The organism is Heliophilum fasciatum (assembly GCF_004341395.1).
Taxonomy (GTDB): Bacteria; Bacillota; Desulfitobacteriia; order Heliobacteriales; family Heliobacteriaceae; genus Heliophilum; species Heliophilum fasciatum.
Map to the genome: position 1 here is coordinate 1 of NZ_SLXT01000037.1, position 22030 is coordinate 22030.

The following is a 22030-nucleotide window of genomic DNA, read 5'->3' on the forward strand; positions in this document are numbered from 1 at the left end:
AGCCAAAATACCTTTAAATGGCACAAAATACCATTGAATACTGAGTTTTATGAATCGACCCTTGGGATGCGGGGGTTTTTAGACAGACTCTATTAGGTTTTTCAAATGAAGAAGTGGCATCTTTTCTAGGGGAAAAGAAATATTCGCCAAAAGTGCGGCAGAAAGTTTCGAGAGCTAGAAAAGCCTTTCGAGAATATCTAGCCTCATAAGCACTTAAGACAAATAACAAAGATGATTTTATCAATACTAGGAGGAAATATCAAATGTCTATCATTACCGCAAAAGGTAAAGATGCTAAAGCGTCATTAAATAAAAAAGTTGAAAAAATCGATTTCAAAAAGCTATATATTCGACTGAAAGACGGCGAAAGTTGTCGTGTTCGCCTGTTAAGTGCAGAGGATTATTGCGAATATTTGGCCCATGCATCCTATGCAAACGGCATCTATACCCAGCCCTGTATTAAGCCTATCGGGGAAAAGTGTGCCCTATGCGAAGCGTCAGATCTGAAAGCAAAAGGATTCGATGGCCTTTATGCGAAAAAACGTTACCTTTTTGCCTTCGCTGATATTGATATGGGTGAAATCCGCCTTTTTGATGCGACAAAGGGGCAAGCCCAGCAATTGATCGCGGGCATTGAACAATATAGCGAAGACCTGGAAACGGTGGCCTTTGTATTCAAAAGAACGGGTAACAAAGTGGAGACCAACTATTCACTTTCCCCAATTCTTCGATTAAAAGCCGAAGATAAAGAGAAATTCGGTAAGTTTGACGGCGTGACCGTAGAACCGGAATTCTTTGAAAGTGGCCTGCAACCCCGGACACGAATCCAACAGATCGCCCTCCTGATGCAGGCTGGATTCCCAGTAGCCCAGACCTATGCAGCCGATGAAGTGAAAGCTGCCCAGGCACAGATTGACGAATGGGAAGCAGCGAAAAATGGCGGTGAAGGCGTAAAACCGATTCCTAAAGCGTCTGAAGACGATAACCCGGATAGCGTATTTTAATTGAATAGATAATGGGGGAGGGCCTTACAAGCTCTTCCTTTTTCATTAAATGCGGGCGGAGGGAATGCAAAATGAACTATCGACCCCAGCGAAGTATCCGGTGGAAGTGGTTAGAGGAAAAAGGGATCAATGTGCAGGCTGATCCTTACCAGCTTGCGTATATGCAAAGCCTTTGGGCAGTTCCTCAAGATGTGCAGGCGGTATTCTGTGAAGGCAAGGCAGGAACGGGTAAAACGGCCCTGGCAGTATTGGCGGGGGTGTATGAAGTGGAACGAGGAACCTATGACCGTTTGATCTATGTACGGAATGCGATCCCGGTACGGGATATGGGCCATTTACCGGGCAGCGTGGGTGATAAAGAAAAGCCATATATGCAGCCGTTGAACGATGCCCTGGATCTAGTGCAGCCGGGCCTATTCGATAAATGGACAAGGCCGGATGTAGCGAAACTGGCGGCTATTACTTCAGCCTATACGCGGGGTGTAACCTGGAAAAAAGCCTTTATTATCGTAGACGAAGCCCAAAGTTTTGACCTGACCGAACTGCAAACCATTTACACCCGGATTTCTGATTGCTGCAAGATCGTAACAACGGGATCGCTACGACAAAACGATAACTACCGGATGAAGAAGATTGGCGGACTCTTCCCGTTAGAAATCTATAAAGAACATTTCCGGGAAAAACAGGTGGCGATCCATGAACTCGTCAACAATTACCGGGGCTGGTTTGCGAACCATGCTGACGATGTGCAGGATACTATCGAAAGGCTTCGTAAAGAAGATCGGGTATGTTAAAGTAAAATATACTAGTTATCATAATTGAAACAAATGTTACAAAGCCCCTTTGCTATCGGCATCTAATAGCAAGGGGGCTTTTTATGTTAAACATGAACTTGCAATTTATCGAAGAAAAAGATTCACAAAAGACAAAGCGGGCCAAAGCTGCCCAGGCAAAGAAGGAAGCGGCGTTGCATGATCCGACCTGGGCCGAGGTTTGGGAAACGGGCTATATCACAAAGACCGGAAAGCAAAAGCCCGGCATATTGCAAATGAACCTGACCGCAACGGACAAAGCCAGGCTACTGGACGTGAAAAAAGCCATTGAAGCCGGCGAGATAGGAACCGGGCTGGATAGTAACAAAACTTTGACCAAAACAAAAGCCCTGGAGATTTACCGGGGGCTGATGAACCAGCGGAAGACCGGAATCCTGCGGGAAATGGTCGAGAAGACCCCAACGAATTACCGATTGATTCAGACGGTGCCCCAGCTTCGGCGGCTAGTGGAAGACCTAGAACGGGAAACATTCGTGGCTCTGGATACGGAAACAACCGGGTTGAATGTGTACCAGGACGAAATCGTGGGCCTATCCCTTAGCTTGCCTGTGGCTGACTATCACGTTTATATCCCTGTGGCCCACAAGGCCGGGAAGCAGCTTGACCGGGATCTTGTTTTGGAAGCCCTACGGCCTATGTTGACTAACCCCGATCTAGGGAAAGTCTTACACAATGCGAAGTTTGATATTCATATGCTGATCCGGCATGGGGTGAGGATGAAAGGGCTGCTGCATGATACACGGATCGCGATGGCTCTGCTAAACGAGAACGAAACCAGCTATGCCTTAAAGAACTTAGCGACTAAATATGGTAAATACTTTGGATTCCAAGAGGAAAGCCATACCTTTGATGAACTTTTCGGAAAGACGCGATTCGATGATGTGGCCCTGGACGTAGCCCTGGTCTATGCCGCTAAGGATACCCATTTGACCCTTGAGTTTTATAAATGGCAGAAGGAACATTTACAAAAGCGGGACAAGCTGCTGCAACTTCATCGGGACATTGAAAATGTACTTGTAGATGTTTGCGTGGATATGGAACAGACAGGTCTTTTAATAGACCGGGAATTCGCTGCTGAATATGGCGACGAACTGCGGGCCGAAATCGTAGCGGCGGAAGCAAAGCTGAAGAAAGCCTTCGGAGATATAAATTTTAATTCCCCATCCCAGCTTGCAAAGGTGTTTTATGATGACCTGAAACTGCCGGACAACAACAAGCGATCAACGGACGTAAAAACATTAAAAGCCTTGCAGGGGGAACATGACGGCATTAAAACCCTGCTGGAATATCGCGGCCTTACGAAGCTGCTGGGAACTTATGTAGATGCCCTTCCTGAAAAGATCCAAACAGATGGACGGTTGCATGGTTCATTTAACCAAGTACAGACCGTAACCGGCCGTTTTTCGAGTAATGATCCTAACCTTCAAAACCTACCCCCGAAGGCTCGAAAGCTAGTTATTGCCCCCAAAGGAATGCTGATTTTAGGCAGCGACTTTTCCCAGATTGAACCCCGAATCCTGGCCCATTTATCGGGGGATGAACATTTTCGCGAACCTTACCTGTTGGGGCAGGATCTCTATTCAACCCTGGCAAGCCGGGTGTTTAAGGTGCCGATTGAAGAATGCCGCGATGGATCGATCTACCGAAAGAAGATGAAGATCGGCTTGCTGGCGGTAATGTACGGAACCAGCATGTTTACCCTTTCTCAGCAGCTAGGAATCAGCATCGAGGAAGCCCAGGAGTTTATTCGGGACTTTTTCACGTCCTATCCAGGAGTGCATAAGTTTATTCTTTCTGTCCATGAATCTGTCAAAAAAGATGAATTCGTGGAAACCATCGACGGACGAAAGCGGCGATTCTCAGGGCATCGAGAACAAGCAAAAGCCTATGATGCCCTGGCCCGGAAGATATGTAGCATAACCGGGACGGCGGAAGTGCCCGCGAACTTCTGGAAGATCAAAGAGATACCCCGAGCCTTGAAAGAAGCATATCAGAAAGTAAAAGGCCCGGTCGAATCGGTGCGGCGTCAGAGTGTAAACGCGATCATCCAAGGGACGGCGGCAGACGTGATGAAAAAAGCCCTGCTGCAGGTGCATGCGTACTGCAAAAGTAAAGGCTGGGAACTATTCGCAACCGTCCATGATGAAGCCCTTATGCTGGTAAGCGATCAGATAACCCCGGCAGAAGTGCGAGAGATTGAAAACTGTATGCTGTCAGCGGTGGACCTGAATGTGCCCATGAAAGTAGATACCGAGTTAATGAAACGATGGGGAGAGGGGATCAAGAAATCCGAATGGTTCAACCAAGCGGCCTAATTTAAGGGGGAAATATTGTGGGACTGACGAACAAAGCCGGGGCCGCAAAGCTACGGGAGACGGTGGCGGAGTTAAATATATCAGTACGGGGAACGGAACTGACGGCGGCAATCTTGGATCATTTTAACCGGGTGCATTCCGGAGAACTTATGCCGGACATCGAGATCGAACGACTGCTAATGGAAACGGAACGCCTGGCCCTGGAAGATGATAAAAGCGGATTGCAATTTCAAAAAGGGATCGTTACCTTTTCGCCTTCTTCGGCTTCGAAGTGTGAACGGGAACTGTATTTCCGGGCTGATCGAATTCCCAAGGAAGAAGGGGAAATGATGCCTTATCAGCGGCGATGGGTACGGAACGGATCGGCTGTGCATGCCGCGGTCCAGCGTGATCTTTTATATGCAGAAAAGTATTTAACAGATCCCGCCTTTACGGTAGTAAGAACGAAAAAGGGCCTTCCCGCTTGGGAAAAGAACGTGCGGCAGGTTCGGCCCCTTGAATACGATGGGGTTAAGTTTCAAATATATGGCATGATGGACGGGGTGCTGCAATACCGGGATGGTCTAAAAATCGGATTCGAATTCAAAACGAAATCGACAACACTGGGGGCTATCGGACATTACAAAATGAAAGATGCTCAGGAAGATCATAAAACCCAATGTGTTGCTTATTCTCTTTTGTTCGGCCTGCGGGAATTCTTGATCGTTTACGAATCCCTGGCGAAAGACGGTTGGATGAAGGGTCACGAAGCAAAGCCGGATATACGGGCCTTTTACCTTAATGTGACCGATGAAGATCGGGACAAATTACTGCAAAAATTCGCTGGCGTGGCCCGGAAGTATTACGCGAAAGAGATGCCCAGCAAAGACCCCGAAAAATGTATTTTTTGCCCTTACAAGATGAAGTGTAAGGAGATAGCTTAATGGCGAAACGGACGAACTACCAACGGGGTTATGAGATAGAACGAAAAATTGTACAAGAATTAACGAATCGCGGATATCTTGTCGTTCGTTCGGCTGGTAGCCATAGCAAGATCGATGTGTTAGGAATCCGAAAAGACCGGATCGTGGCGGTACAATCAAAAAGAACAAAAGCCTTTAGCCCTTCAGCGTATCGAAAAGAGATCGCGGAGATTCAAGAAGTGATCCGCAACTATGAACTGGGCGACGTGTTGGAATTTGAATTTTGGGTATGGGTAGATCGTAAAGGGTTTTCCAAATGGAAAATTACTCAATCTGATGTGCTGGTCTTGCCAACAAACGAGCAAACAGGAATGGGGTGCTAATTTGCAACTATTCAACTTAGGGGCTATTATCGGGGCGTTATTTATTGTCATATTGGCCCCTTTTTGGTCCTATGTGGTGATGTGGGTAGAAGTAAAGAAATTGGCCCTACAAGTAAAAGCAAACCATCTGGAAGTAACGGGTCAGTCAGAAAGCGAAGGCAGCGAATCAGCAAACCGAATCGGATTTGTTATACCTTGCGAAGATGAGGACTGGGACGAAGAAGATGAAACAGCATAGGAAAAACAACGGGGTAGCTGAAAAGCTGCCCCTTTATTTTGACTTGTCACAAAACTAGCGTATAAGCGGCATCTAAGGATTATAGGGGGGTGATCATTTTGAAAGTGGGAGGCTTTAACGATCTGAATACAAGCGATGCCGGAGGTAAAATTGCTTTTTCGGTGTTTTTTCAGGGCTGTGGTAAACGGTGCCCCGGTTGTCATAATCCTGAACTGCAAGACCCGAACGGAGGAATGAAGATCGACCCGAATGAGATCCTGAGCCGGATCAGTAAATATCGCAAACATTACGAAGCAGTGGTTTTTATAGGCGGTGAACCGATGGATCAGTTGGCGGCCCTGCGACAACTATTGATCGGCGTGGTTGGCCTGGGCCTTGAAGTTTGGCTGTATACCGGATATGAGGACAACGAGATCCCTGAAGACATTGCCTGCTTATGTAGTGTGATCGTAGCAGGGGAATACCGGGAAGACCTACGAACGGGCGGCTTTCCCGTAAGCAGTAACCAAAAGATTATAGACAACAGAAGGGGACAAGCAGCATGAACTTTACATTAACTTTTGATCCGAAATTCGATGCCCTTTATAAGAAATTCGTCAAAGATCCGCAAGGCCGGGAAATGCTTGCCTTAGAAGGAATTAGCCCTGAAAAAATTGACGTGGGCAAAATGTCCCATGATTATTTCACGATGCGGCTGGCAGATACCAGCGTGGATCAGAATGCTAATGCAAATGAGGAATTGAGTGCTAACAACTATCAGGCCGAAGTGGTCAAGGGCATTCTGAAGCTCGAAGGGTATTACCTGCTATGGCGTTATTCAGCAAAGCGTTTCGGGGTACGGAAAGCAAACGAAATGATTTCTGCGATCTGGCGGGGTGATGTTTATTTCCATGATGCTAGTGGGCATGGGATTCAGATCCCTTATTGTTTTGCTTTTTCAACCCAGAATCTAATGTTGCAAGGACGGCCTTATGGACAATTAGGATCGTTACCTCCAAAACGTTCAGATAGTTTCGTGGCCCAAGTAACGGAAACGGTAATGGATCTATCTCAGGAATTTGCCGGGGCGGTTGCACCTGGGGACTTTCTTGTGAATCTTGCATGGTACTTACAACGAGAAGGAGTAGACCCTCGTAAGCCGCGAGATCGGGATTATATTGTGAACTTATGGCAGAAATTTATTCACGTTGCAAATAACAAGTTTCGAACTTCCGGGCAAAGTCCTTTTACTAATATTTCCATCTTCGACCGGGCCAACCTTGAAAAGTTGTTTGCAGAATACCGTTACCCGGATGGCTCGGAAGTAAACGTGGAATATGTCATGGACGTTCAAAAGCTTTTTGCTGAATTTATTTCTAAAGGCGTTCCAACTACAGATTTACCCTATCGCTTTCCGGTAATGACGGCAAATATGTCGGTGGACGAAAATAGACGGCCCCATGATACCGATTTTTTGAAGTTTATCAGCCGAGTAAATGCAAATCTGGGCTGCTTAAACATTTACGCAAACGAGGGATCAAAGGTGGCGATGTGCTGCCGATATGTCAATGATGCTGACCGAATGCGGGAATACCGGGTTGACAGCTTTGGAAACGGCGGCATGAATATCGGATCGCATCGGGTTGTTACTGTGAATTTCCCTCGAATTGCCCTGCAAGCGAAAGATCGAAAAGACTTTTTCCGCCTGCTCGAAAAGCGGTTGATGCTGGCCCGCGATCTGCTGCTGGTTCATCGTGAAGAAATTCTGCGGCGACGAGTGGAAAAGGGCTTTCTAAAATTCTTTAAGCCCCTGGGGTGGTTCACGCTGGATATGCTTTTTTCAACTATCGGTATTCATGGGCAATACGAGATGTGCCATTTCCTGGGGATGCCGATGGAATCACCGGAAGGACAGGATTTCGTGGAAGAAGTGCTGATGAAAACGGAAGAATACGCCCTAGCTTTTAGCAGGGAAACGGGCCATTCCTTCAATACCGAAGAAATCCCTGGGGAATCGACAGCGGTGGCCCTGGCCCGGAAGGATCAACTGCTATTCGGCAAGCAGCAGCCGTTCGAATTGTATTCCAACCAGTATATTCCCCTTATTGCGGACATGGGGATCATGGATCGTATTAACTTGACCGGGCGTTTTATGAAGCATGTGAGCGGCGGCGGCATTCTTCATCTGAACGTACAGGAAAGGATTCAAGATGCTGCAACAATGGAACGACTGATCCAAATTGCATTGACCGAGGGTGTGGAACATTTCGCGATCAACTATGGTTTCGGGGTATGCGAAGCCGGGCATACGTCGATTGTGGGAACAGGGACAACCTGCCCGATCTGCGGTGCCCCTATCCAGGATTATCTAACCCGGATTATCGGCTATTTTACGAAAGTTTCATCGTGGAACGCGACCCGAAAGAATTACGAATACCCGAAAAGAAAATTTAATTAACAGGAATGAACAACGGGGGAAGCAACATTCCCCCGATTATTTTTTGTCACAAATCGTCCATATAAACGGCATCTAAGAATCAAAAGGGGGTAAACAACCATGAGAATAGTTAAGACGACGCCGATACGAACGAAACGCCTTCATTCAGCGGTGGAGATACCTGAACGGGCGACCCCGTTAGCAAGTGGTTTCGACCTGCGGGCTTTCGATGTGCTACGGCCCGATGAAAGCCCCAGCAAGCCTTTCAATCCTTCGTTCGAAAATTACAACTTGTTACCCGGCGAATGGTGCATGGTGCGAACCGGGATCGCGATTCAGATGTCGCGAGGTATAGAAGCCCAGGTGCGACCCCGGAGTGGCCTAGCTTGGAAACATGGCATTACCGTATTGAACACACCGGGAACTATTGATGCCGATTATACAGGTGGGATCGGTGTGATTCTTATTAATTTATCAACTCAAGCCTTTGTAATTAAGCCGGGCGAACGAATTGCCCAGATGGTATTCCCGCAAGCCTTACACGATACCGAGTTGATCGAAGTAGACGAATTCACCGAGCAGACCAAGCGAGCAGACGGCGGATTCGGGCATACGGGCAGAGATTAACTAAACAGGGGGTACGGAAGCAACATGAACAATAACGCAAATAAAGCCCTAGCCCCAGATGAGCTTTTTTCGATCAACATGAGCGAGATTACCGGAAATGATAACGTGTTTTTGAACCCGAAAAGACAAGAGGATATAGTCAGCATTCAATTTTTTATCAATCGAATCTATACCATGCAAGGATTTAAGCCCGTTCAAAAAGGTCGAGTGATCGCCCTACGGCAGACAGACCGGGGGCGGCTGTCGTCGGCTTTCGCTTCGGCCTTATACCTAGGCAAGTATAGCGATATGGACAATACCGAACGATTTCTGAAGGGCATGGTACAAGCCGGTCATTCGTACGAACCGATACGTGGAGAAAGTATTTCCTTCCTATATATAGGGGTTAGTAAACCGGCCTACGATCATTTGATTACCTATACCTTACGGAATCGGCGGATTGCTGGAGGGCTACGGGCGAATAAGCCTTGGGGCTATGTCATACCGAAAGAAGCCAGGAACAAAGAAGCATATAAAGCGATGATGGAATCCCAACTGGCCCAATGTGAAGAACTGACCTGTCAGGCCGACACAAAAGAACAACTGCAAGCCATCCGATCCCTATACCCGACTGGCGTAATTCTTCCACCTTTCATGTTTGATTTTTCGGAAGAAGCCTTGGTGAAAAATGTTTTTCAGCAGCGACTATGGGAACCCGGTGCCCAAGGTGAGACTAAAGAGATCGTGCAGAATATGTTTGAGGCGGTGCGGGAACTCGACCCGGAAAAATGGGACTTCTTGCGGGAATATCATGGTGAACACATGACAGCCCACAAGAGGGCCATGCGAAAGTTAAGGGAACAACGACCCAGCCTGGGCGAACTTGTGAACAAAGAAAAAGCCCAGGGCGAAGATATTCTGACCCTGGACGTTTATAAATTGATTATGGAAAAGATGGGGAAAGCCCCAAAATCGATGTGGGACTAACGGTAACGGTATAAAGCATAGGGGGCAGGGTATACAATGCAACAATTTATGAATCAGTTGCTTCAAGGGGACAGCCTAGAAGTTCTAAAAACCTTGCCGGATAACTGCGTTGATTCATGTGTAACCGATCCCCCATACGGGCTTTCAAAAGAACCAAACATTTCCGAAGTGCTGACGAAGTGGTTGGCAGGTGAGAGTTACACCCGGCGGGGCGGGGGATTCATGGGCAAGACCTGGGATTCATTTGTTCCCAGCCCGGCCCTATGGCGGGAGGTTTACCGGGTAATGAAGCCCGGCAGCTATATTCTTTGTTTTTCTGGGACGCGAACCCAGGATTTAATGACGGTAGCCCTACGGCTAGCGGGCTTTGAAATCCGCGATGTGATCGAATGGCTGTATACCAGCGGATTCCCGAAAAATATGGATGTAGGCAAGGCTTTTGACAAACGCTCAGGTGCCGAGCGTGAAAAAGTGAAGATCCCGTTTACCGGGGATGCCCTTTTCCGAATGGGTGGGCAAAATACCCGACCTTGGATGGAAACAGCTTTGCAGCAAGGATTTCACGAAGTGGCAGGTAATAAGCCTGTAACCGACCTAGCCAAGAAGTGGGACGGCTGGGGAACAGCGTTAAAACCTGCCCATGAACCGATCATTCTGGCACGGAAGCCTTTGAGCGGATCGGTATGCGATACCCTTGAAGTATACGGGACCGGGGCGATCAACGTGGATGGATGCCGGATTCCAACGGACGACAAGTTGGCAGAAGGTATGATTAACGACAATATGCCGGAACGGTGCAAGCAGCAGATAGAAAAAAGCAAAGAGATGGGCCGATTCCCTGCTAACTGTGTAACTGAGGAACTGGAAGAATGGTATAGCAAGTATTTCAACGTGACCCCCCAGGAACTGTCCAAAAAGGCAACCAAAGCGGATCGGAATAGTGATTGGAAGGGTAATTTGATCCACCTGGAACCCCGCTTGACTTATTCTAATGCGGGGTGTGGCGTACAAAATAGCAAGTTGCAACCGAACGGAACAGAAAGAACACCTATTAAATATGCAAACTTTCATCCTACTGTTAAGCCTGTCGGCCTAATTCAATGGCTGATCCGGCTGGTGACGCCCCCCGGTGGAATTGTGCTTGATCCTTTCGGGGGTAGCGGAACAACTGGGGCCGCAGCCCGGAAAGAGGGGCGGGGATTCCTGCTAATAGAACAAAACCCGGAATACGTAGAAATCGCAAGGGCTAGGGTGGGTTAAAACCCCCTAGCCTCTTTTTTTTGTCACAATAAGCCCCCGATAACGGCATCTAAGTATAACCACAAAGAAGGGGGAAATCGAAATGGCCCAAGCAATGCTATACGATTTTTACCGAATGGATGGCCGGGACATTAAAGAATTTGCCCGCGACATAAAGCAAGGGGTAAAAACAGAATCCGAAATCATCTCCCTTTATGCGGAATACTGGCGTCGAAAGACCGGGGAAACGCTGACTGTCAAAAATAATGGCTGCGATAATTCCGGACGTCTACTGATGAGTGGGAGAGTAAGCCTAAAGGCGGATTATCTAGTGAAGGGAAAGCCGGTAGAAGTGAAGTTTAACAATTCAATGCTTTCGACATTCCGCTTTAAGGCTGCTCAGCTAGAAGGATATTTGAAGCAAGGGGCGGCAGTGTTGTGGGTAAACGGCTGGCAAACTGAAGCCCCAATTTTTACGGTGCTAAAGGCAAAGCATTTGCAGGCTATTAAGGAAAATAGCAAGCCGTTACCCTTCATACATTGGGGCGGCAAGATGTGTTATGAGTTATCGGCTGCGGACTATACCTGGGCCTTGTTAAAAGAAGGAGGTGAATCTCATGGGGATCTTAATTCATTACCTGGATCTATTGAATGAGATGGAAGAAGAAGTAGCCGAAATCGTGAATGCCCCAGAGAGCGAACCTACTGAAATGTTACGTTATCTAAAGTGGTTGGAAAAACGATATGCCCTGCTACTTCGATGGCGGGAAGTGGGGCATGAAAGGCGGGCTGTAAAATGTACGGGGTAAAAATCGCATTGACTGGACGGATGCGGAGCGGTAAAGACGTGATCGCGGCCTATCTCATAGAAAAGCATGGATTTAAGCGTTTTGCTTTTGGGGATGGAGTAAGATCGGTGGCCCGTATGCTATACCCCGACAAGGGAAGCAACGGAAGCAAACCCCGTTCATTATACCAAGAGATCGGACAGGCCTTACGAGAAGCTGACCCGGAAGTTTGGGTGCGTTACTTGCTACGGGAAATCGCTGAAAAGACTGGCCCCCAGGATTCTATTGTGATTTCCGATCTGAGGCAACCGAACGAATATGCAGCGTTGATTAATGCCGGATTTACTATCGTCCGGGTGACTGCTTCATATCAAAATCGGATGGCTCGAATGAAAGCCCTGGGCGATGTATTTCGTAGCGAGGATGTAAATCACGAAACGGAATCCTACATTGATCAGTATGTGGTTGATTTCGAAATTACAAACAACGGTACATTGGACCGGCTTTCTGAAAAGATGGAGATCGTGCTTTCTAATATTTAGACATAGGGGGAACCGGGGGATGGGAACATGCAAAATTGACTTTTCCGCAAAGCAAAAAAGATTTGATGAAACATACCCGATTGATAAGGAACGGGGGATTTATGCTTTACTTCTGAATGTTCATAAGTTGCGGGAAATGAGATTCAGGCGGGGCGACTATGCTGCAAGCGATCTTCTAACCGATTTTACTCATTCTATTTTGGAAGCCGATCTGACAGTCCGGCAACAGCTTGTTATCTATCTTGTGTATTTCCGGGGATTTACCCAGCAAGAAGTAGCCCGGCAGCTTTCCATTACTCAGCAGGGCGTTAGTGATCATATCAATGCAGCGGTGGCCCGGATTGCTACGGTGAATCGGAAAAAAGAACAGGGGGTGAATGTAGCATGACAGGCAAACAAAAAAAGCCCTATGCAGACCGATTCCAGCAAGGAAGCGATTATAAAAAGGCGTTTGAAGAAGACGTGAACCTGCTTATCAAGCGAGATATGCCCCTTCCTTGGCGAAACAAAGCAGTAGAAGAATTAACGGAAGCCTATTTAGAACAGATCGGGCAGATCCCGGATAGCTTGCAACTTCATCGACTTGCTAATTACATTCTGCGGGATGAACTGAAGGATCGCTGCCCGGACAAGCTGACCCGAACGGAATTTCCCTTTCTAAGCAGCGGTCAGGTAAGCGTAAGAATGCGACGGGAAAGGGCAACTGGGGATATGAGTTATTTTTCGTCAACCAATAAAAGGAATTCGCATAAGCCGAAAAAGTACCGGCATTCTCAGCAGCAGGGGGCGTAAAAAGCCCCTTTTCTTTTTTAAAATTCATTACAAGGAGATTAAGAACAATGATAAATCGGAATTTTATGGCGGCGGCAGTGGCGGCAATTATGTGGCTTTTATCGATGCCAAATATAGCTTTAGCGTACGCAATCCCTTACCAAGTACAAGAAGGGGATACCTTGTGGGGGATTGCCCAAGGTTGGCGTGTAACGGTAGAGCAGATCATGAAGCAAAATAACTTTACTTTCGATATTGCTTACCCAGGACAAGTCATTCAGATCCCAATTACAGCCTATAAAGTAGGAACGGGGGATACCTTTTATATCATTTCTCGGAAGACTGGAATTCCGGTGGACAAGTTGACAGCAGCAAACCCTTATATTAGACCGGAGAATTTACAACTTGGACAATGGCTCAGCTTGCCTGTAATGGCCCCGGCGACAATGCCTTGGGGTCGGAAGGCATCGGAGGTGATCGCATTGGCCCAGAAGTATCTTGGAACCCCGTATCAATGGGGTGCCCGACCCTGGGATACATCACGATTCGATTGTAGCAGTTTCACACAGTATGTTTTCGGAGCTAATTATATTCAACTTCGCAGAGTGGCAGCAGAACAAGCTCAGCAAGGTTTTTTTGTAGGGCGTGATCAGCTTCGAAAGGGTGATCTGATGTTTTTTTGGAATTCAGACACTCGCTATAATCAGGATTATTCTCGCGTGGGGCATGTAGGGATCTACATGGGGGAGCGAAAGTTTATTCATGCGGCTGGGGTGAGATTGGGGGTGGTTATTAGTAGCATTGATGATCCTCATTATGTGCAGACTTATATTATGGCCCGGCGAATAATTCAATAAAAGTTATTTGTTTAACTATATAAAATCAGTGTAAATAATTAATTTTTCAAAAAGAAATCCCTTGAAAGTGATTATATTTAGGTATAATCACTTTTATGTTTACATAATTAAAATGTCGTATTATTATGAGATTGTATCGCTCTTGGTTACAATGCTACAGAAAAAAATTGGGTAAACAGCAGAAAAGGAGGGTTAACCTGAATTTGGATGCACTAAAGATTTCATAAAATTTAGGGGGATAAAAAAATGGCAAGAAAGAAAGCGACAGAATCAGATGAAAAAACAAAACAAGTAAACACTACTGTAGCGGTGACTAATGATGAATCTACATACGGAGAAGGAAGTGTTTATTTTAGAGCTTCTGATAAAATGTATGTAGCGATTCTTTGGGATGTAGATCCTACAACAGGAAAGAAAAAAAGGATTCCTTGTGCAGGAAAGACTCCTGAAAAGGCCCAAGAAAAGCGAGAGAAAAAGCGTGTAGAGCTAGAAATAACCCGAAAGATGATCATGGACGGAACCTATACGCCACCGAAGGTCAGCAGCGGTAATAATGGTCCCGTAAAGGACATTACCCTGGCTGAATGGATGCCGAAATGGTTAAGCGATTATGTATCAATAAGTACAAAAATTTCAACCTACACGCTATATGAAACGATGTCACGGGTTCATATCGTACCGACATTAGGATCAGTAAGTCTTCGTAAATTGACAACGGGTATGATTCAAGAAGAACTGATCCGTGGTAAGCTGGAAAGCGGACGGATTCGAAATCTTAAAGATCAGAAAGTAGGTAAGGGATTAAGCCCGAAAAGCATACGGCATATCTACAATGTCATCCGGCTGGCCCTAGCTCAGGCCGTAAAGGAAGGAAGGATTGATAATAATCCAGCTCTGGGCGTAAAACTTCCAAAGAAAAGAAAGTCGATAACGAAAGTTTTATCAAAACAGCAAATGGACAAATTATTAGCCCATGTTAAACAATCTGAACCCCGGCTTTACGCTGCGTTCTATATTGCATCACGGTTGGGCCTTCGGCGGGGCGAATTATTGGGGTTGAGATGGCAAGACGTAAAGTGGGAACATCGGTACATCAGCGTTGAACAAACCGTTGAAAGAGTTAATAGATCAGATGGTAAGGGACGTAAGACCAGCATAGAGTTTGGAACCCCAAAGACAGACGCTAGTGCGGCTCCGATACCACTTCCCAAAGATGTGTTAGAAGTTTTAAAAAATCATTATATTCGAATCAAAGGTGAACGGTTATCGTATGGCCGAGACTACCGGGACAACGACCTAATAACATGCAACCTCAATGGAACACCGATGTGCCCAAGACAATTTACCCGGAGACTTGAAAAATATCTTGAGAAGGCCGAGCTACCCCGTGTGAAACTTCATTCCCTTCGATATTTTGCCGGGGCAAACATTCTTCGAATGGGTGGCAGTATGAAACATGCTCAGACCCTTCTGCGGCATAAAGACGTCACAACAACGGGAAATATTTATTTGAACGGTTGTATAGAGATGGACGACTTGCTGCAACTTTTAGAACGAGATATTCCGACACCCGTAGAAAAAGAAAAATCCTTCCGTACAGACAGCATAGCCTGACAGAAGGACCTCAAAAAATTTTTATTGAATCCTGGGTAGTTGCACCTACCTGGGATAAACCCCAAAATAAAAAAATTAAGGTACGGGCTTATTGCCCGGCCTTTTTTGTTTTTCGGCATCGAGAGAATGCCTGTTAAATTGCCCTGAAAAACCCCTGATTGCTACAGTAATTGCTACAGTAGCTTGGCTTTAAGACTAACCCCCAAGGGGGTATGACCTCAAAACCCTTGATATTACTGAGGATTATGGTCGGGGCGACAGGACTTGAACCTGCGGCCTCTTGGTCCCGAACCAAGCGCGCTACCAAACTGCGCCACGCCCCGAACGAAAATTATCATACTACAAACTAATGAATCACGTCAAGCATTTTTTGAAAAAAATTATTCCGGGAACGTTTGGATCACATTGGAAAAATTTAAGGAGATGCGTAGAATGTGCCATTGAAAAGAGGTATAATATAGACAGGGTGTCGTTGTTGGATCCGACTTATACGATGACCTGTTTTCATGAGTCCAGCGACGGAACTACTAACATCAATGAGATGACATAAAGAGACTGGAGAGACTATAAGGAGAAAAGGAGTGTAGCCTAATGAAAGCTGTAATCATGGCAGGGGGGTTAGGAACGCGGTTGCGTCCGCTTACCGATAAGATGCCTAAACCCATGGTTCCCATTCTAGGCCGTCCGGCAATGGAGTATGCCTTGTTATTGTTAAAAGCCCACGGTATTACCGATATTGCTGCAACGTTGTGCTATTATCCCGATTTGATCAAAGAATACTTCGGTGATGGTTCCCGTTTTGGCGTTAACCTGCGCTACTTTGTAGAAACAGAACCATTAGGGACGGCCGGCTCCGTCAAACAAGCCAAGGACTTTCTCGATGATACCTTTTTCGTTATTAGTGGCGATGGGATTACGGACATTAACCTTACCGAGGTAGCTAACCAGCACCAAGCCAGCGGTGCGAAAGCCTCCATGGCGTTAACGACCGTAGAAGATCCGACGCAGTTTGGCATCGTGATTACCGATGAATCAGACAAGATCGTTCGCTTTATTGAAAAGCCCAAGCAAGATGAGGTCTTTTCCAATACGATCAATACAGGCATTTATGTACTGGAGCCGGAAATTTTCCAATACATACCCGATGGTTTTTACGATTTTTCCAAAAATCTTTTCCCCAAACTTATGGAAAAAAATGTACCTTTCTATGGCTTCAAATCGGATGGCTATTGGAAAGACATCGGCACCTTAGAACAATACCGTCAAGTACAGATCGATCTGGAAAACGGTCAACTCGTTGATTACTACTCTGGTACGCAAACAACGGCATCCTAACGAATGTAGGGTGGTCTCCTGAATATAGGAGACTGCTCTTTTTTTGAATAAACAGCGAAAAGGATGGTAATAATTTTTAGTGTAGGGGATTACCCCCTTTTGTTCCCCTATGTTTCTCCTCTGGAAGCCCAACAGGGCTTCCCCCCATTCATGCGTTGGCTCGGGAGTTTCCCGAGCTCTTTTTTGTGTATTTTTATTCCTTAATGGAAAGTTTACTCCTGACACCGTTTTTCTTAACGAGCAGATGATAGGCTGGTCGCGAAGAAATTTAAGTAGTGTTGTGCGAAGCAATAGATGATGAAGCTAAGGATCATGAAGCTGTAGATCATAAAGCAGTAGCAGCTGAGGAAGTAATAGCTGCTAATGAAGCAGTAGACGATGATGAAGTAGTAGATGTTGGGGGAAGAAGTAGGTAGTGATGAGGGAAGAAGGTGAGCCAAGTTGCGGTTTTCTCTCAGTGCGCCACCAATGCAATCGGCTGCACGTTGGATCATGGCCACGGCTTCGCCGGTACAAGAATTTGTGGGAGCGATGCCCGGCGTAACCCACGAATTTTGCTTGGACCAGGCCCTGGATATCTTACGCAATGACGGCCATGAAGCAGAGTCTCGTCAGTTCACACACTTCATAGGCTACCTCCATGAAGGGGCCGCTTGGATCGATCGTGGTTGGCGCAATATTGCCCATTATTATCATCCGGTGACGGAACTCGGTCTTTGGGGTGGCCCCAGTGCCGCCATTGAAATCGAACGCTATTTTTACCGTGCTGTGCGTTTGTATCGCAAAAATAAAATGCAGCAAGCCATGTTTTGCATTGGCGCCGCATGCCATCTGGTGCAAGATCTCTGTGAACCTCATCATGCCAAAGGGGTCATTTTTGCCGGTCATCATGGTTTCGAACGTTTTGCTGAAAGCCATCGTGAAGAGTATGCCGTAACGTCGGAAGGGATTTATCAAACCGACTGGTCGCCGCGTGATTGGTTACGTCAAAATGCACGATTGGCTTACGATCATTTTGGGCAAGCCAGCAGTGGCAACAGTCGTGATTATGATCGGGCATTGCGTGTACTTTTGCCGCGAGCCCAGCGCTGCTCGGCCGGTTTTCTTCACTCTTTTTGGTTGTACGCTCACAGTGAACGTCCTGTACCGATCACATAGAATATGGGGGATAATCACATAAACATGCCGATAGTTATGTAGATCAACGGAGTTTACGGCAGCCCGGAAAAATTGGTGAAGAAAAATCTTAATCACAGCGTGAGAGCGAAAAAAGACCGGATTAACCGATCTTTTTTCGCTCTTTGCTTTGCTGTTATTGTTGCTGCGTTAGCGTGCTTACGTCGAGACGTTTTGCGACAGCCAGTGCCACCGAGGACGCCAAGACAATTTTTATCAAGTCACCGGCAATGAAGGGGACCACTCCAATGATCAAGGCTTTAGCGAATGATACGTTGAGGACCAGCATTAATCCAACGACACCGCAACCATAACTGATCAGCAAGCCCACGATGCAAAGGGCCAGATTACGCCAGATGGTTGGCCGTGAAAAAATCTTGACAGCATAGGCAATGACGATGGTCGCCAGTAAAAAACCGATCAGATATCCGCCAGTAGGACCAAAAAACGTAGCCATACCTCCTTTGGCTTGTGCAAATACAGGCAGACCAATCGCGCCCAACGTCAGATAGACGATCATTCCAGTCACACTGATGGAAAGCGGCAGGATTAACGGGAAGAGGCAGATCGCAAATACTTGTAACGTAATCGGTACGGGACTAATCATCGGTAACAGAAAAGCAAGTTGCGCCGAGATGTAAAGCACGGCAGCGATCATAGCCGAAAGGGTTAATGTTTTGGTGGGCACTGGACTTCCATCCTCTCTGACGGTAAACTTTTGATTGAGCTAGGATGATTGTAGTCAAAGTCAGATATCATTGTCAACCATAAATATATTCGATGGTTTACATATGTCGAACGAAGTTGACCATTAAGAGGCACGGTTAACATATGACGAAGTTGACTATTAAAAGGCAGGCTTTACCTTAATAAAGAAGTTGACCGTTAAGAGGCAGGGTTGAATGGATGACCGAACTGGAAGGCGAACTCATACGTATTATATTTCAGCAAGAAGCCTATACGGTGGCGGTGTTTAAAGTCGATGATGAACGCATCACCGCCGTCGGTCCGTTGCTATGCCCGGAAACAGGTGTTCGCTATGCGCTGACCGGCAACTGGACCGAGCATGCGCGCTTTGGCAAACAGTTTCGCTTTGAAACCTACCGGATGCTTCCGCCCACGTCGCTTAAAGCGATGGAGAAATTCTTAGCGGCCGGTGTAATCAAAGGGTTAGGAAGAAAAACGGCCAAAAAACTGGTTGAGGCTTTTGGTTTAGAGGTACTGACGGTGTTGCGCGATCGTCCGCAAGCAGTCTATGAAGTACCGGGGATTTCTAAGGCTCGGGCCGATGAGATTGTCTCCGCCTATCAGGAATTTGCCTTCAGTGAGAATTTGATGGTAGTGCTCAACAGTTACGGTTTAGAAAGCGAACTGGTGATTCGCTTGTTTCGTAAGTATGGGCGGGAATGCCTACAAGTCGTTGAGGAAAATCCCTATCGACTTTGTTTGGATTTGCGAGATATCTCCTTTGAACGCTGTGATCGACTGGCCAGCCATTTGGGTTTTCGCGGTGATGAAGTGAGCCGGTTTCAGGCAGCCCTTTTGTATGCACTGTGGCAAGCGCGCGATGAAGGCCATGTGTTTTTGCCGTCGGAACAACTGCTGCGTGAAGCGGAGACCATTTTATCGGGATCAACTTTGTTTCCGGAACCACCGGAAGCAGCGCGGATCCAAGCAGAATTGATCGATGTGGCGGCCCATGGGTTGATCCGGATTTACCAAGGGGGATGCTATCTGCCGGCGTTACATACGGCCGAAGAAGTTGTTGCCTTATCGATCTATGAGCGTGTGCAAAAAAAGCATGTCTGGAAAGTGGATGTGGATCGCGTATTGGCGACGATGCAGCGCGATTTTGGCATCGAATATGCGCCGGAACAAAAAGAAGCCTTTTATTCGCTGGCCAAGCAAAATCTGCTTGTGATTACCGGTGGGCCGGGAACTGGAAAAACGACGATTGTTCGCGGTTTGCTGGCGGTAGTTGAACGGGCGCGACCGAACGCCAAGGTGGTTCTTTGTGCCCCGACCGGCCGCGCCGCCAAACGTCTGGCGGAAACGACGGGGCAGCCGGCATCAACGTTGCATAAAGTGCTTAAGCTGCGAGCGGGCAGTAATGATGAAGTGATGGACAGCCTGGAGCCGCTGGAAGGCGACGTGGTTATTGTCGATGAAGTTTCTATGGTTGACATCGGCATGATGGCGAACTTGCTCCATGCCATGCCGGCGACGGCGAAGCTTATCTTGGTCGGTGATAAAAACCAATTGCCGCCAGTAGGGCCGGGACAGTTTTTGCATGATATCATCGAACAAGGATTAGGGTCGATTATTGAACTGCGCCATATTTTCCGCCAGGCCGGTACGTCGGATATCGTGACCAATGCCCACCGGATTAATGGTGGTGAAATGCCCGTGCTGGAAAACCGGAATGAGTTTATCTTTTTGTCGCGTTCGTCCATTACGGACTGTGTTGATGCGCTTGCGCAGACAGTGCAGCGTGCTATTGAACGTGCAGGCTATTTGCTAGATGATGTACAAGTTCTTTCGCCCATGCGTTATACCGAAGCAGGCGTGACGAACTTAAATCAAATGCTGCAAAATCTGCTGAACCCGGCGGCGTTAAATAAACGGGAAGTCAAAGCCGGATACCTGCTGTTTCGTGACGGTGACAAGGTGATGCAATTAAAAAACAACTATGATAAAGATGTTTTTAACGGCGATACCGGTTTTATCGTTGATATTGCCTTAGCCAAAGAAGATGAAGTCGAAGAAGATACACTCTATGTTGTCTTTGAACATGAACGGATTCCCTATGTACGTTCGGAATGGGATCAGTTGACGCTGGCCTATGCATCGACCGTTCACAAAGCCCAAGGTAGTGAGTATCCTGTCGTCGTCATGCCGTTGGTGTTGCAGCACCGCCGAATGTTGCGACGCAATTTGCTCTATACGGCTGTGACGCGGGCACGGGAAAAAGTGATTTTGATCGGTGATGCCGAAGCGGTGCGCATAGCTGTTCAAAATGCCCAAGATATGCGGCGATACAGTCAACTGCCTTTGCGCTGGACGCAATTAGCAGGAGGGGAAGGAACGTGAGCTTCACCTCGGCCGTTGGACTGTGATATGGTTAGTGACATAAGTTTTATTTTTATTTGTGCAGGTGGTATGGTGGCTACTTTATTGGTTAAACTTGATCCGGGGCGTGAATTGGAAGATGCAAGGTGGCAAGCCGTTTTACGCTCCGGTGCTGACGGTATCATTGTTGGTGGTACCCAGGATATCACGGCAGATAATCTTGCTTCTCTTTGGCGCCGCGTTCGTGATTATCCCGGTCAACGGATTGTTGAGGTGACCGTGGAAGGATGCACGATCCTGGATGCCGATCAATACTGGGTGCCGATGGTGTTAAATGCACCCAATGCGCACTGGTTGCTGGGTGCACAAAGTCAAGCCTTAGCTCGTCAACAAGGGAGCATACCTTGGGAGCGCGTGCTGCCGATTGGCTATGTGGTGCTTAATCCGCGTTCAGCGGTGGCCCAACTTACAGAAGCACAGACGAATATGGATGATGAACAGCTTGCCGGATTAGTTCAAATGAGTCATCGACTGCTGGGGATACCTTGGCTTTATTTTGAGTATAGCGGTATCTGGGGAGATGCGCAGCGGATGGCGCGCTTGCGTGGGCGATATCCGCTGGCGCCGATGATCTATGGCGGTGGAATCACTTGTGCCTGGCAAGCCAAAACCATGTCGCAATATTGTGATCAGATTGTTGTCGGTAACGTAGTCTATGAATCAGCCGATTTAGCTCAAGCCTTGCAAGAAATTCGTGAAGCAATTAAGAATTAGGTGTTGACACTGTGCGAATGACGTGATAAGATATCACTCGTTGCGACGGACAACACCGTCGACTGGTCCTTGAAAATCAAACAGTTGAAAAAGCGTGATAACCTTTTAATTTATGAATTCCAGTTAGTAAGTAAACGAGCTTGACTCGAACACTTCATATTTTATGGAGAGTTTGATCCTG

At 47.0% G+C, this 22030-nt stretch carries 22 protein-coding genes and 1 tRNA gene; 21 read left to right on the plus strand and 2 right to left on the minus strand.

Annotated elements, in window-relative coordinates:
- The first annotated feature begins 263 nt into the window (after positions 1-263).
- From EDD73_RS13420 to EDD73_RS13500, 17 genes are all read left to right on the plus strand, one after another.
- Entirely contained in the window at positions 264-1004 is a 741-nt protein-coding gene (locus tag EDD73_RS13420; protein ID WP_131920764.1) for a hypothetical protein, read from the plus strand.
- Positions 1005-1075: 71 nt separating this feature from the next.
- A complete protein-coding gene (locus tag EDD73_RS13425) occupies positions 1076-1798 on the plus strand; it encodes a PhoH family protein (RefSeq protein ID WP_165876525.1) in 723 nt (240 codons plus the stop codon).
- Between the two features lie 293 nt (positions 1799-2091).
- Complete coding sequence (locus EDD73_RS13430; RefSeq protein WP_243116933.1) at positions 2092-4152, plus strand: DNA polymerase; 2061 nt, start codon at positions 2092-2094, stop codon at positions 4150-4152.
- 17 nt (positions 4153-4169) lie between these two features.
- Positions 4170-5075 carry a PD-(D/E)XK nuclease family protein gene (locus EDD73_RS13435; RefSeq protein ID WP_131920770.1) on the plus strand — a complete coding sequence of 302 codons (906 nt, stop codon included), beginning with the start codon at positions 4170-4172 and terminating at the stop codon, positions 5073-5075.
- Positions 5075-5437 (plus strand): PDDEXK family nuclease, encoded by a 363-nt coding sequence (locus EDD73_RS13440; protein WP_131920772.1) that lies wholly within the window; start codon positions 5075-5077, stop codon positions 5435-5437. The genes EDD73_RS13435 and EDD73_RS13440 overlap by 1 nt, the downstream gene beginning before the upstream one ends.
- A 1-nt stretch (position 5438) precedes the next feature.
- Positions 5439-5675: a hypothetical protein gene (locus EDD73_RS13445; RefSeq protein WP_131920774.1), complete on the plus strand. Its 237-nt coding sequence runs from the start codon at positions 5439-5441 to the stop codon at positions 5673-5675.
- A gap of 89 nt (positions 5676-5764) precedes the next feature.
- Entirely contained in the window at positions 5765-6220 is a 456-nt protein-coding gene (locus tag EDD73_RS13450; protein ID WP_243116934.1) for a 4Fe-4S cluster-binding domain-containing protein, read from the plus strand.
- Entirely contained in the window at positions 6217-8112 is a 1896-nt protein-coding gene (locus tag EDD73_RS13455) for an anaerobic ribonucleoside-triphosphate reductase (protein ID WP_131920776.1), read from the plus strand. The genes EDD73_RS13450 and EDD73_RS13455 overlap by 4 nt, the downstream gene beginning before the upstream one ends.
- Before the next feature lie 99 nt (positions 8113-8211).
- The gene (gene dut / locus EDD73_RS13460) at positions 8212-8718 is read left to right on the plus strand and encodes a dUTP diphosphatase (RefSeq protein ID WP_131920778.1); all 507 of its coding nucleotides are present in this window, start codon (positions 8212-8214) and stop codon (positions 8716-8718) included.
- A 24-nt stretch (positions 8719-8742) separates the two neighbouring features.
- Positions 8743-9684: an FAD-dependent thymidylate synthase gene (locus EDD73_RS13465; protein WP_131920780.1), complete on the plus strand. Its 942-nt coding sequence runs from the start codon at positions 8743-8745 to the stop codon at positions 9682-9684.
- Between the two features lie 36 nt (positions 9685-9720).
- Positions 9721-10944: a DNA-methyltransferase gene (locus EDD73_RS13470; RefSeq protein WP_131920782.1), complete on the plus strand. Its 1224-nt coding sequence runs from the start codon at positions 9721-9723 to the stop codon at positions 10942-10944.
- Positions 10945-11026: 82 nt separating this feature from the next.
- On the plus strand, positions 11027-11578 hold the full coding sequence (locus EDD73_RS13475) for a hypothetical protein (RefSeq protein ID WP_243116935.1): 552 nt from the start codon (positions 11027-11029) through the stop codon (positions 11576-11578).
- A gap of 141 nt (positions 11579-11719) precedes the next feature.
- Complete coding sequence (locus EDD73_RS13480; RefSeq protein ID WP_131920785.1) at positions 11720-12253, plus strand: AAA family ATPase; 534 nt, start codon at positions 11720-11722, stop codon at positions 12251-12253.
- 19 nt (positions 12254-12272) lie between these two features.
- A complete protein-coding gene (locus EDD73_RS13485) occupies positions 12273-12641 on the plus strand; it encodes a sigma factor-like helix-turn-helix DNA-binding protein (protein ID WP_131920787.1) in 369 nt (122 codons plus the stop codon).
- Positions 12638-13045 carry a hypothetical protein gene (locus EDD73_RS13490; protein WP_207668895.1) on the plus strand — a complete coding sequence of 136 codons (408 nt, stop codon included), beginning with the start codon at positions 12638-12640 and terminating at the stop codon, positions 13043-13045. Before EDD73_RS13485 ends, EDD73_RS13490 begins: the two co-directional genes overlap by 4 nt.
- Before the next feature lie 47 nt (positions 13046-13092).
- Positions 13093-13881 (plus strand): C40 family peptidase, encoded by a 789-nt coding sequence (locus tag EDD73_RS13495; protein WP_131920789.1) that lies wholly within the window; start codon positions 13093-13095, stop codon positions 13879-13881.
- Between the two features lie 246 nt (positions 13882-14127).
- Positions 14128-15495, plus strand: coding sequence for a tyrosine-type recombinase/integrase (locus tag EDD73_RS13500; protein WP_131920791.1), 1368 nt, complete (start codon positions 14128-14130; stop codon positions 15493-15495).
- A 246-nt stretch (positions 15496-15741) separates the two neighbouring features.
- Here the strand turns inward: EDD73_RS13500 and EDD73_RS13505 are convergent.
- Positions 15742-15818 (minus strand) — tRNA-Pro (locus tag EDD73_RS13505).
- A gap of 268 nt (positions 15819-16086) precedes the next feature.
- Between EDD73_RS13505 and EDD73_RS13510 the strand changes: the two genes are divergently transcribed.
- A complete protein-coding gene (locus tag EDD73_RS13510; protein ID WP_131920793.1) occupies positions 16087-16830 on the plus strand; it encodes a nucleotidyltransferase family protein in 744 nt (247 codons plus the stop codon).
- A gap of 441 nt (positions 16831-17271) precedes the next feature.
- The gene (locus tag EDD73_RS13515; protein WP_131920795.1) at positions 17272-17988 is read left to right on the plus strand and encodes a zinc dependent phospholipase C family protein; all 717 of its coding nucleotides are present in this window, start codon (positions 17272-17274) and stop codon (positions 17986-17988) included.
- 154 nt (positions 17989-18142) lie between these two features.
- Here EDD73_RS13515 and EDD73_RS13520 read toward each other — a convergent pair whose 3' ends face one another.
- The gene (locus tag EDD73_RS13520) at positions 18143-18694 is read right to left on the minus strand and encodes a biotin transporter BioY (protein WP_131920797.1); all 552 of its coding nucleotides are present in this window, start codon (positions 18692-18694) and stop codon (positions 18143-18145) included.
- Positions 18695-18912: 218 nt separating this feature from the next.
- On the opposite strand from EDD73_RS13520, the gene recD2 reads away from it, so the two are divergent.
- Together recD2 and EDD73_RS13530 are read left to right on the plus strand one after the other, a co-directional pair.
- Positions 18913-21096: an SF1B family DNA helicase RecD2 gene (gene recD2, locus EDD73_RS13525; protein WP_131920799.1), complete on the plus strand. Its 2184-nt coding sequence runs from the start codon at positions 18913-18915 to the stop codon at positions 21094-21096.
- An 84-nt stretch (positions 21097-21180) separates the two neighbouring features.
- The gene (locus EDD73_RS13530; RefSeq protein WP_207668896.1) at positions 21181-21849 is read left to right on the plus strand and encodes a geranylgeranylglyceryl/heptaprenylglyceryl phosphate synthase; all 669 of its coding nucleotides are present in this window, start codon (positions 21181-21183) and stop codon (positions 21847-21849) included.
- Positions 21850-22030: the final 181 nt, after the last annotated feature.